The sequence below is a fragment of the Pseudomonas sp. ZL2 genome (assembly GCF_054788455.1).
In genome coordinates, this window is sequence record NZ_JBGOGX010000063.1 from 23,876 (window position 1) to 35,056 (window position 11,181).

At 62.8% G+C, this 11,181-nt stretch carries 9 protein-coding genes; 6 read left to right on the forward strand and 3 right to left on the reverse strand.

The genetic code is table 11. From position 1 onward, the window contains the following. Positions 1-154: 154 nt before the first annotated feature. From secA to ABM562_RS26950, 4 genes are all read left to right on the forward strand, one after another. On the forward strand, positions 155-2,887 hold the full coding sequence (secA, locus tag ABM562_RS26935) for a preprotein translocase subunit SecA (RefSeq protein ID WP_233674228.1): 2,733 nt from the start codon (positions 155-157) through the stop codon (positions 2,885-2,887). A 126-nt stretch (positions 2,888-3,013) separates the two neighbouring features. After that, positions 3,014-4,231 (forward strand): bifunctional glutamate N-acetyltransferase/amino-acid acetyltransferase ArgJ, encoded by a 1,218-nt coding sequence (gene argJ, locus ABM562_RS26940; RefSeq protein WP_460423911.1) that lies wholly within the window; start codon positions 3,014-3,016, stop codon positions 4,229-4,231. Between the two features lie 81 nt (positions 4,232-4,312). Beyond that, positions 4,313-4,945 (forward strand): glutathione S-transferase, encoded by a 633-nt coding sequence (locus ABM562_RS26945; RefSeq protein ID WP_115085442.1) that lies wholly within the window; start codon positions 4,313-4,315, stop codon positions 4,943-4,945. Continuing rightward, on the forward strand, positions 4,942-5,886 hold the full coding sequence (locus ABM562_RS26950) for a Nudix family hydrolase (protein WP_134061432.1): 945 nt from the start codon (positions 4,942-4,944) through the stop codon (positions 5,884-5,886). Before ABM562_RS26945 ends, ABM562_RS26950 begins: the two co-directional genes overlap by 4 nt. A gap of 97 nt (positions 5,887-5,983) precedes the next feature. On the opposite strand, the gene ABM562_RS26955 is transcribed toward ABM562_RS26950, so the two are convergent. The 3 genes from ABM562_RS26955 to ABM562_RS26965 are packed head-to-tail and all read right to left on the reverse strand — an operon-like array spanning position 5,984 to position 9,528. Then, positions 5,984-6,544 carry a cob(I)yrinic acid a,c-diamide adenosyltransferase gene (locus tag ABM562_RS26955; RefSeq protein ID WP_115085444.1) on the reverse strand — a complete coding sequence of 187 codons (561 nt, stop codon included), beginning with the start codon at positions 6,542-6,544 and terminating at the stop codon, positions 5,984-5,986. Between the two features lie 2 nt (positions 6,545-6,546). Then, positions 6,547-8,559, reverse strand: a complete 2,013-nt coding sequence (locus tag ABM562_RS26960; RefSeq protein WP_460423912.1) for a sensor histidine kinase — start codon at positions 8,557-8,559, stop codon at positions 6,547-6,549. Between the two features lie 51 nt (positions 8,560-8,610). Continuing rightward, positions 8,611-9,528 carry a putative 2-dehydropantoate 2-reductase gene (locus tag ABM562_RS26965; RefSeq protein WP_258578343.1) on the reverse strand — a complete coding sequence of 306 codons (918 nt, stop codon included), beginning with the start codon at positions 9,526-9,528 and terminating at the stop codon, positions 8,611-8,613. A 113-nt stretch (positions 9,529-9,641) separates the two neighbouring features. On the opposite strand from ABM562_RS26965, the gene ABM562_RS26970 reads away from it, so the two are divergent. Both ABM562_RS26970 and ABM562_RS26975 read left to right on the forward strand, forming a co-directional pair. Next, positions 9,642-10,127, forward strand: coding sequence for a YajQ family cyclic di-GMP-binding protein (locus ABM562_RS26970; protein ID WP_010220808.1), 486 nt, complete (start codon positions 9,642-9,644; stop codon positions 10,125-10,127). A 116-nt stretch (positions 10,128-10,243) separates the two neighbouring features. After that, a complete protein-coding gene (locus tag ABM562_RS26975) occupies positions 10,244-11,086 on the forward strand; it encodes a mechanosensitive ion channel family protein (protein WP_115085447.1) in 843 nt (280 codons plus the stop codon). Positions 11,087-11,181 lie beyond the last annotated feature (95 nt).

Genomic DNA, 11,181 nt, shown 5'->3' on the forward strand with positions numbered 1-11,181 from the left:
TGCCCCGTCAAAGCGCTGTGCCAGCATCGTGGAAATCCGCCACTTTCCTCACCATCGTTTCCGGGTAGAATGCTCGTTCGCATGCGGCCATAAGGGCTGCACGGGCGACTTACGGGGCCGCCCTCCATCCCCACGTGTGGAAGATCCTGCCGATATGTTTGCGCCTTTGTTAAAAAAACTTTTTGGAAGCAAGAACGAGCGTGAAGTCAAACGCATGCTCAAGACGGTACAGATCGTCAATGCCTTCGAAGAGCAGATGGTGGCCCTCTCGGATGAGCAGCTGCGCGCCAAGACCGCAGAGTTCAAAGAGCGCCTGGCCAAAGGCGAGACCCTCGACCAGCTGTTGCCTGAAGCCTTCGCGGTTGCCCGTGAAGCCGGCAAGCGGGTCATGGGCATGCGTCACTTCGATGTGCAGCTGATCGGCGGCATGACCTTGCACGAAGGCATGATCGCAGAAATGCGTACCGGTGAAGGCAAGACCTTGGTCGCAACCCTGGGCGTGTACCTCAATGCCTTGTCGGGCAAAGGCGTGCACGTGGTCACGGTGAACGACTACCTGGCCCGCCGCGACGCCAACTGGATGCGTCCGCTGTACGAATTCCTCGGCCTGACCGTCGGCGTCGTTACGCCGTTCCAGCCGCCGGAAGAGAAGCGCATCGCCTATGCCGCCGACATCACCTACGGCACCAACAACGAATTCGGTTTCGACTACCTGCGCGACAACATGGCCTTCAGCATGGAAGAGAAATTCCAGCGTGAGCTGAATTTTGCCGTGATCGACGAAGTCGACTCCATCCTGATCGACGAAGCCCGTACCCCGCTGATCATCTCCGGCCAGGCCGAAGACAGCTCCAAGCTGTACATCGAGATCAACAAGCTGATCCCGCGCCTCAAGCAGCACATCGAGGAAGTCGAGGGCCAGGTTACCCAGGAAGGCCACTACAGCATCGACGAGAAGAGCCGTCAGGTTGAACTCAACGAAGCCGGCCACCAGTTCATCGAAGAGATGCTCACCCAGGTCGGTCTGCTGGCCGAGGGCGAGAGCCTCTACTCGGCGCACAACCTGGGCCTGCTGACCCACGTCTACGCCGGCCTGCGCGCGCACAAGCTGTTCCATCGCAACGTTGAATACATCGTCCAGGACGGCCAGATCCTGCTGATCGACGAACACACCGGCCGTACCATGCCGGGCCGTCGTCTGTCCGAAGGCCTGCACCAGGCGATCGAAGCGAAAGAGAACCTGAACATTCAGGCCGAGAGTCAGACCCTGGCTTCGACCACCTTCCAGAACTACTTCCGCCTGTACAACAAGCTGTCCGGCATGACCGGTACCGCCGACACCGAAGCGTTCGAGTTCCAGTCGATCTACGGACTCAACGTGATGGTGATCCCGCCGAACAAGCCGTTGGCCCGTAAGGACTTCAACGACCTGGTGTACCTGACTGCCGAAGAGAAGTACCAGGCGATCATCGCCGACATCAAGGAAAGCATGACCCAGGGCCGCCCCGTCCTGGTGGGTACGGCGACCATCGAAACCTCCGAGCACATGTCCAACCTGCTGCAGAAGGAAGGCATCGATCACAAGGTCCTCAACGCCAAGTACCACGAGAAAGAAGCCGAGATCATTGCCCAGGCCGGTCGCCCGGGTGCGCTGACCATCGCCACCAACATGGCCGGCCGTGGTACCGACATCCTCCTGGGCGGTAACTGGGAAGTCGAAGTCGCCGCCATGGAAAACGCGACGCCTGAGCAAGTTGCGCAGATCAAGGCCGACTGGCAGAAGCGTCACCAGCAGGTGATCGAGTCCGGTGGCCTGCACGTGATCGCCTCCGAGCGTCACGAGTCGCGCCGTATCGACAACCAGCTGCGTGGCCGTTCCGGCCGTCAGGGCGACCCGGGTTCGAGCCGTTTCTACCTGTCGCTGGAAGACAGCCTGATGCGTATCTTCGCCTCCGACCGGGTGAAGAACTTCATGAAGGCGCTGGGCATGCAGTCCGGTGAAGCCATCGAACACCGCATGGTCACCAACGCCATCGAAAAGGCCCAGCGCAAGGTCGAAGGCCGCAACTTCGACATTCGTAAACAGCTGCTCGAATTCGACGACGTCGCCAACGAGCAACGTAAAGTCATCTACCACATGCGTAACAGCCTGCTGGCAGCTGACAATATTGGCGACACCATCGCCGACTTCCGCCAGGAAGTGCTCGACGCCACCGTCGCCCAGCACATTCCGCCGCAGTCGCTGCCCGAGCAGTGGGATGTTGCCGGCCTGGAAGCGTCGCTGGCCAGCGATTTCGGGGTCAAGCTGCCGATCCAGCAATGGCTCGACGAAGACGACCACCTGTACGAAGAAACCCTGCGCGAGAAGCTCATGGCCGAGCTGCTGGCGGCCTACAACGAGAAGGAAGAGCAGGCCAGCGCCGAAGCCCTGCGCACCTTCGAGAAGCAGATCCTGCTGCGCGTCCTCGACGACCTGTGGAAAGATCACCTGTCGACCATGGATCACCTGCGTCACGGTATCCACCTGCGCGGCTATGCGCAGAAGAACCCGAAGCAGGAGTACAAGCGCGAGTCGTTCAACCTGTTCCAGGAACTGCTCGATTCGATCAAGCGCGACACCATCCGCGTGCTCTCGCACGTTCAGGTGCGCCGCGAAGATCCGGTCGAGGAAGAAGCCCGTCTGCGCCGCGAAGCCGAAGAACTGGCCGCGCGCATGCAGTTCCAGCACGCCGAGGCCCCAGGCCTGGAAGCTGAGCCGCAGGAAGAGGGCACTGACGTTGCCGTGGCCACCGCGCCCGTACGCAACGAGCAGAAGCTGGGCCGCAACGAGCCATGCTGGTGCGGTTCGGGCAAGAAGTTCAAGCAGTGCCACGGCAAGATCGACTGATCAAACCGTCGTTGCACCCCGCTGACATCTGAACACCGCGCCGCGACTGGTACTCACCGTCGCGGCGTTGTTCCATCTCAAGCGCCGGTTATCTCGACCCGGCGCATTTTTTCTAGGAGCGCTTTCATGGCTGTTGGTCTTGGTCCTTTGCCAACGTTGCACCCGGTTCCAGGTTTCGAACTCGGCATCGCCTCTGCGGGCATCAAGCGCCCGGGGCGCAAGGACGTGGTGGTAATGCGCTGCGCCGAAGGCTCCAGTGTTGCCGGCGTGTTCACCCTGAACGCGTTCTGCGCCGCTCCCGTGATCCTTGCCAAGCAGCGCGTGCAGGGCACCGTGCGCTACCTGCTGACCAACACCGGCAACGCCAACGCCGGCACCGGCGCGCCGGGCCTGGCCGCCGCCGAACGCACCTGCGCCAAGCTGGCCGCGCTGACTGGCGTCGACGCCAGCGCCGTGCTGCCGTTTTCCACCGGCGTGATCGGCGAGCCGCTGCCGGTCGAGAAGATCGAAGGCGCCCTGCAGGCAGCCATCGATGACCTGTCGGAAAACAACTGGGCCGCTGCCGCCACCGGCATCATGACCACCGATACCCTGCCAAAAGGCGCCAGCCGTCAGTTCCAGCATGACGGCGTGACCGTCACCGTCACCGGCATCAGCAAGGGCGCGGGCATGATCCGTCCGAACATGGCGACCATGCTCGGCTACATCGCCACCGATGCCAAGGTGGCGCCGGCGGTGCTCAAGGACCTGATCCTCGACGGCGCCAACAAGTCGTTCAACCGCATCACCATCGACGGCGACACCTCGACCAACGACTGCTGCATGCTGATTGCCACCGGCAAGGCCGATGTCGCCGAAGTCACCGAAGCCAGCGGCCCGTTGTTCGAAGCGCTGAAAAAGGCCGTGTTCGAAGTGTGCATGGAAGTGGCCCAGGCCATCGTCCGTGACGGCGAAGGCGCGACCAAGTTCGTCACCGTTGAAGTCAATGGCGGCAGCAATCACCAGGAATGCCTGGACGTCGGCTACGCCGTGGCTCACTCGCCGCTGATCAAGACCGCGCTGTTCGCCTCCGACCCGAACTGGGGCCGGATCCTCGCCGCCGTCGGCCGTGCCGGCGTGCCGGACCTGGACGTCAGCCTGATCGACGTCTACCTGGGTGATGTGTGCATCGCCAGCAAGGGCGGGCGCAGCGCCAGCTACACCGAAGCCCAGGGCTCGGCAGTAATGGCCAAGGAAGAGATCACCATCCGTATCGAGCTGGGCCGTGGCCAGTGCAGCGAAACCATCTGGACCACTGACCTGTCCCACGAGTACGTGAAAATCAACGCCGAATACCGTACCTAACCTCATCGCGGGTCAAGCCCGCTCCTACAAAACCTGTAGGAGCGGGCTTGACCCGCGAAAAGTCCCTGATGGAGCCGCACCATGAGCTACCAACTGATCATCGGCGACAAGCTGTATTCCTCCTGGTCGCTGCGCGCCGCCCTGGCCCTTGAGCTGGCCGGTGCTTCCTATGATGAAACCCTGATCAAACTCAACCAGCCCGATACCCGCCAGCGTCTGCTCGAGCATTCGCCCACTGCCAAGGTGCCGCTGCTCAAGAGCGAGCATGGGGTAATCGCCGACTCCCTGGCGATCGCCGAGTACCTGGCTGAACGCTACCCGCACGCCAACCTCTGGCCCACCGACATCGCCGCCCGGGCCCAGGCCCGTTCGGCCTGCGCGCAGATGCACAGCGGCTTTTTCGCCCTGCGCGGCAACATGCCGTTCGACCTGTCCCGGGATGAAGCGCTGGAAACCGTGCCGCTGGACGTGCAGGTGGATATCGACCGCATCGTCGCGCTGTGGTCCGAATGCCGCCTGGCCGCCAAGGAAGCAGGCCCGTACCTGTTCGGCCGCGTCAGCCTGGTCGATGCCTTCTTTGCCCCGATCGCCGTGCGCCTGCGCACCTATCGGGTAGAGGTGCCGGCAGAAGCGGCGGCCTATATCGAAACCATCTACCAGTGGCCAGCCTTCCAGGCCTGGCAAAAGGCTGGCCTGGCGGAGCGTGAAGGGTGAAACGTGTGCATGTAGCCGCTGCGGTCATCCGCGGTACCGACGGGCGCATCCTGATTGCCCGCCGTGCCGACAGCCAGCATCAGGGCGGCCTGTGGGAGTTCCCGGGCGGCAAGGTTGAAGACGGCGAAGCGGTCGAGCGGGCCCTGGCGCGGGAGCTTCATGAAGAGCTGGGCATCGTCGTCACTGCGGCGCGGCCATTGATCAAGGTCAAGCACGATTACCCGGACAAGCAGGTGCTGCTGGATGTCTGGGAGGTCAACGGTTTTACCGGCGAGCCCCACGGCGCAGAAGGCCAGCCTCTGGCCTGGGTAAGCGCGCGGGAGCTGCCGCATTACGACTTCCCCGAAGCCAACCAGCCGATCGTTGCTGCCGCGCGCTTGCCGGGGCAATACCTGATCACGCCCGAAGGCCTGGAAGTTCCGCAGATGCTGCGTGGCATCCAGAAGGCCATTGCCGGCGGGATCAAGCTGGTGCAACTGCGTGCGCCGAACATGTACGACCCCAAGTACCGCGATGTGGCGGTGGATGCGGTCGGGCTGTGTGCGGGCAAGGCGCAGTTGATGCTCAAGGGCCCGTTGGAGTGGCTGGGTGACTTCCCGGCGGCCGGTTGGCACCTGACCTCCGAGCAGTTGCGCAAGTACGCCAGCAAAGGCCGGCCGTTCCCCAAGGAACGCTGGCTGGCGGCGTCCTGCCACAATGCTGAAGAATTGGCGTTGGCCGAGCAGATGGGCGTGGATTTCGTCACCCTGTCGCCGGTGCAGGCGACCCAGACTCATCCACACGCCGTGCCGTTGGGTTGGGAGCAGGCGCAGCAACTGATCGAAGGCTTCAGCAAGCCCGTGTATTTGCTCGGTGGCGTGGGTGCTGCCGAGCTGGACAAGGCCTGGCTGCATGGCGCTCAGGGTGTGGCGGGGATCCGCGCATTTTGGCCTGAGCTCTGATAGGGGGCTGCTTTGCAGCCCATCGCTGGCAAGCCAGCTCCCACAAGGTTCGGTGTATGCAGTCTTTGTGGGAGCTGGCTTGCCAGCGATGAGGCCCTCAAGGCTTGGCCGCAGCCTGCCACAACACCTCGGCAACGCCCTGACGCCGCGCAATCAACCGCGCCGCGACAAACAGCAAATCCGACAACCGGTTGATATACGCCAGCCCCACCCCGGCCAAAGGCTCGACACTGTTCAACTGCTGGCAACGCCGCTCGGCACTGCGCGCCAGGCTGCGGCACACATGGGCCTGGGCAATCAGTGCCGAACCACTGGGCAGGATAAAGTTCTCCAGCGGCCCCAGCTCTTCGTTCCAGCGGTCGATCGCCGCCTCCAGGCGCTCCACTTCAGCACTGTTCAGCGCCTGGTAAGCGGGCATCGCCAATTCCCCGCCCAGATCGAACAACCGGTGCTGACAAGGCGCCAGCACCTCGCTGAGCTCATCCAGCCTGTGCTCGGCCAACCCGGCCAGCAACAAACCCAGCTGGCTGTTGAGGCTGTCCACCTCGCCAATGGCTTCGATCCGCGGGTGGTCCTTGGGTACCCGGCGGCCATCGCCCAGGCCGGTCTCACCTTTGTCGCCGGTGCGGGTGTAGATCTTCGACAAACGAAAACCCATGCTCATGACTCCGTCTTCAGGGGGGCAAGCGGCAGGCGCAAGGTGAAGCAGGTGCCCTGGCCAGGTGCCGATTGCACCTCCATCTGCCCCTTGTGATTGTTGGTGATGATGAAATATGACACTGACAGGCCCAAGCCCGTGCCCTGGCCGATTTCCTTGGTGGTGAAGAACGGCTCGAAGGTACGTTTGCGCACTGCTTCGGGCATGCCGATACCGTTGTCCTCGACCTGGATCTCCGCCCACGGCGGATTGAGCCGGGTGCGCAGGGTGATACGCCCGGGCTCGCTGTCATCCTGGCGCAGGTGGATGGCCTGGGCGGCGTTTTTCAGCAGGTTGAGCAGCACCTGTTCCAGTTCGTTGGCGGTGCACGGCACCGGGCCCAGATCAGGGTCGAACTGGCGGACGATGGCCTGGCCCTTGAAATCGAAACCGATGGTCAGGTCGAAGTCGTTGCCGGCAATTTCCACCGCCTGGTCGATCAGCGCCGGCAGGTCGCAAGGCGCCAGCTGGCGATTGCTGCGGCGGCTGAAGCTGAGCATGTGGGTGACGATCTTCGCTGCACGGGCACCGGCCTGCTGGATGCCGTCGAGCAACTGCGGTACTTCGCGGCTTTCCAGGTAGCGGTTGACGGTGGGCAGATCAATGCCGATCTCATCGGCCTGTTCCTGGTTCTTGGCCAGGTCCGGCGACAGCCGCCGGCGAATGTTCTGCACATTGTGCAGGATGGCGCCAAGGGGGTTGTTGATTTCGTGAGCCATGCCGGCTGCCAGGCCGCCGACTGAAAGCATCTTTTCCGACTGAACCATCATTTCTTCCAGCGACAGACGCTGGGTGATGTCGTCGATCCGGATCACCACGCCGCGGCCACCACCGCCCATCAGCGGGTAGAAGGTCAGGGCATAGTGGCGGGCGTCGTCGTCCTTGGTCCAGGTCACCCGCTCGATCTTCGCCACCCGGTGCTTTTCGACGCTCTCCTTGAGCTGCGGCAGGAACGGCTTGAGCGGTTCGAAAGCGAGGAAGATCGGCTGGTTCAACGCTTCGTCAAGCGGTGTGCCGGAGAGCGCGCTGGCTTCCTGGTTCCACTGAGTGACGTAGAGCTGTTCGTCAAGGGCGATCAGCGCCGAGGGCATGGAGTCGATGATGCTGTTGAGATAATTCTGAAAGCCGGTGAGTTTTTTCTCGATCTTGCTGCGTACCTGAACTTCCAGCTCCAGTTTGCGGTTGGTGTGACGGGTTTCTTCGGCCAGACCCTGGGCCTGGTCGTAGGCGTCCTGAAATTCGTCGCGGGTGCGCTTGAGCTGCTGCTCGCGGGCTTCGATGCGCGAAAGCATGGTGTTGAAGGCGTCGGCCAGGCTGCCGATTTCGTCGTCATTGCCGCGTTTGGCGCGCAGGGCGTAGTTCTCTTCGCGGGTGACCTGGCGCGACAGTTCTTCGAGCTGGTAGATCGGCTGGGTGATCAGGCGCTTGATCTGCCGGGCGATGATCATCCACAGCAGGATACTGAACACCAGGATGCCCAGGCTGGCGGTCAGGGTGCCGGTGTAGAAGGCCATCGGCAGTTCGCTGCTGGCCACCAGCAACAGGTGGCCGGGCGGGCCGCCCGCACGGGGCAGGCTCACCAGTTGCGTGCTGCGAAATTCGGTCAGGCGCCAATTGTCGATGTTGCGGTAGCGCTTGGGCAACGGCAGGGCTTCACCATGCTGCAACTGCGCCAGCATCTTGCCGTCGCTGCCGTACAGGGCGGCGGCGCGCAGTGGGGTGTAGCTGTCGAGTTCCTTGAGCAGGGCTTTGGCGGCTTCCGGCGACTCGCTGGCCTGTTGCGCCAGTTGCGGATTGGACACCAGTCGGCCGATAGTCTGCAGGGCCTGCGGGGCCATGCTCTCCTGGGAGATCCAGTAGGCAGCGCTGATAAAGGTCAGGTTGGCCACCAGCAGGATGGTGATCAACAACACCAGCAGGGCGGCCAGCAACTTCTGGCCGACTGGCAGGTTCTCCAGGCGTTCGCGCAAGGTCATGTGAAAGGCGTTATCCCGGTCTGTAGGTGAAAGGGCAGGGTAGCGCCGTGCTCAGTCGCTGGGCAATCCGCGCGTGTTCAGGTGTTCGACCAGGCGCCGGTACAGCCGTTCCAGGTGCGGCAGCTGCCGGCCGTGACGGCTGGCGGTGCGGCAGGCATGGCCGAGCAGATAGTGGATTTCGGTGCGCCGGCCATGGCGAACATCCTGGTACATGGAAGAGTAGTTGGCCGCGGTGGCATGGATCACCCGTTCGACTTCCTCGTTGAGGCCCTCGGCCGCTTCCGGCTGGCCGCAATACTGCAGCAGCTCGGCCAGTTCTGCACACAGGGTGGCGACTTCGCAGTGATGCGCCTGCAGGCCGCCATTGCGACAGTCATGCAGCACGGTCAGCGGGTTGATCGCGCAGTTGAGCGCCAGCTTGCGCCACAGGCGGGTGAGGATGTCCGGGGTCCACTGGTGGGGAATGCCGGCGTCGCTCAGGTCTTCGAGCCAGCCCGGAGCGCCGGGGTTGGCCGGATCGCCCAGCCAGTTGAAGCCGTGACCGGCGAAATTCACCTGCCAGTCCTGTTCGCGGAACGCGCCTTCGGTGCTGGAGGCGAACACGCAGCGGGCGTGTGGCACGCGATTGGCCACTGCTTCCTGGCTGCCCAGGCCGTTCTGCAGCAGGATCAGCTCGGCGTCCCGGGCCAGGCGCGGCGCCAGTTGCGCCACCGCCTGTTCGGCGTCGTAAGCCTTGCAGGCCACCAGCAAACGGTGGATCGGCGTGTTGTCGTCGGCCAGTTGCGCCGGAATCGCCTGCAGTTGCGCCTTGCCCTGTTCGACCAGGGTCAGGCCGCCTGCGGCTTCATAGGCCTGTAACCGCGCCTTGTCGCGCAGGACCAGCCGGACCGGTTTGCCGGCGCGGGCCAGCCGGCAGGCCCAGAGGCTGCCCAGACTGCCGGCGCCGAGAATATGCCAGGTGCTGCTCATCAGCGTTTCGCAACCGTTATAATGATCCGGTATTTTAACCGTCAAACCCTGCGCGCTCCATCGCGCTCTTTCAGCAGAGCCGCGAGGGTGCCTTTATTTTTTGGAGAAAAGGTATGCCGTCGTTCGACGTGGTATCGGAACTGGACAAGCACGAAGTCACCAACGCCGTGGAAAACGCGGTCAAAGAGCTGGATCGCCGCTATGACCTCAAGGGCAAGGGCAGCTTCGAGTTCAAGGAAAAGGAGCTGACCGTCAACCTGACCGCCGAAGCCGAATTCCAGCTCGAGGCGATGATTGACATCCTCAAGCTGGCCCTGGTCAAGCGCAAGATCGACGTGCAGTGCCTGGAAGTGAAGGACGCCTTCGCCTCGGGCAAGGTCATGAAGCAGGAAGCGGTGCTCAAAGAGGGTATCGATAAAGAACTGGCGAAGAAGATCGTCGCTCATATCAAGGACGCCAAGCTCAAGGTCCAGGCCGCCATCCAGGGCGAGCAGGTGCGCGTCACCGGCAAGAAGCGCGACGACCTGCAAGAGGCCATCGCCGCCTTGCGCGCCAAAGAGTTCGGCATGCCCCTGCAGTTCAACAATTTCCGCGACTGAAGTCACGGAGCCCGGAACCTTGGCGCCTTTTTGGCGTCCGAGGGCCGAGGTGCCGCTGAAACGTTTGCGGCAGGTCTTATTCAGCTTTGTGCCGCCCGGCATCAGGAGAACACACTATGGATTTGAACGCTGAGGTCGACCAGCTGGTCAAGGCTTCGCAAACCTGGCTTCCGATGATCATGGAATACGGTAGCCGTCTGTTGCTGGCGTTGTTGACCCTGGCCATCGGCTGGTGGGTAATCAACAAGGTCACCTATCGCCTGGGCAAACTGCTTGCCCTGCGTAACGCCGACCTGGCCCTGCAAGGTTTCATCAGCAGCCTGGCCAACATCATTCTGAAGATCCTGCTGATTGTCAGCGTGGCCTCGATGATCGGCATCGAGACCACCTCGTTCGTCGCTGCCATCGGTGCTGCGGGCCTGGCCATCGGTCTGGCCCTGCAAGGTAGCCTGGCCAACTTCGCGGGCGGCGTGCTGATCCTGCTGTTCCGTCCGTTCCGTATCGGCGACTGGATCGAAGCCCAGGGTGTGGCGGGTACCGTCGACAGCATCCAGATCTTCCATACCGTGCTGCGTACCGGCGACAACAAGACCGTGATCCTGCCCAACGGCAGCCTGTCCAACGGCATCATCACCAACACCAACCGCCAGCCGACGCGCAAGGTGGTGTTCGATGTTGGCGTTGACTACGACGCCGACCTGCAAAAGGCCCGCAACGTGCTGCTGGAACTGGCCCAGGACCCGCGGGTGCACCAGGATCCGGCGCCACAGGCAGTGATTTCGACCTTGGGCGACAGCTCGATCACCGTATCGCTGCGCATCTGGGTCAACACCGCCGATTACTGGGACGTGCTGTTCATGCTCAACGAGCATGCCCGTGACCGCCTGAAGGCCGAGGGCATCGACATTCCCTTTCCACAGCGGGTGATCCGCGTGGTGCAGGAAGCGGCGGTGCAGTAACGACCGACGCAATCGCGGGGGAAACCCACCCCCCCCCCCCCCCATCAAAGTAAGACTGCCCCACCACTCCTTCCCCCATCCCCCCCCCTTTTTTC

Coding starts and splice junctions, on each gene's coding strand:
- secA (WP_233674228.1), top strand. CDS start 155: ATGTTTGCGCCTTTGTTAAAAAAACTTTTTGGAAGCAAGAACGAGCGT.
- argJ (WP_460423911.1), top strand. CDS start 3,014: ATGGCTGTTGGTCTTGGTCCTTTGCCAACGTTGCACCCGGTTCCAGGT.
- ABM562_RS26945 (WP_115085442.1), top strand. CDS start 4,313: ATGAGCTACCAACTGATCATCGGCGACAAGCTGTATTCCTCCTGGTCG.
- ABM562_RS26955 (WP_115085444.1), bottom strand. CDS start 6,544: ATGGGTTTTCGTTTGTCGAAGATCTACACCCGCACCGGCGACAAAGGT.
- ABM562_RS26960 (WP_460423912.1), bottom strand. CDS start 8,559: ATGACCTTGCGCGAACGCCTGGAGAACCTGCCAGTCGGCCAGAAGTTG.
- ABM562_RS26965 (WP_258578343.1), bottom strand. CDS start 9,528: ATGAGCAGCACCTGGCATATTCTCGGCGCCGGCAGTCTGGGCAGCCTC.
- ABM562_RS26970 (WP_010220808.1), top strand. CDS start 9,642: ATGCCGTCGTTCGACGTGGTATCGGAACTGGACAAGCACGAAGTCACC.
- ABM562_RS26975 (WP_115085447.1), top strand. CDS start 10,244: ATGGATTTGAACGCTGAGGTCGACCAGCTGGTCAAGGCTTCGCAAACC.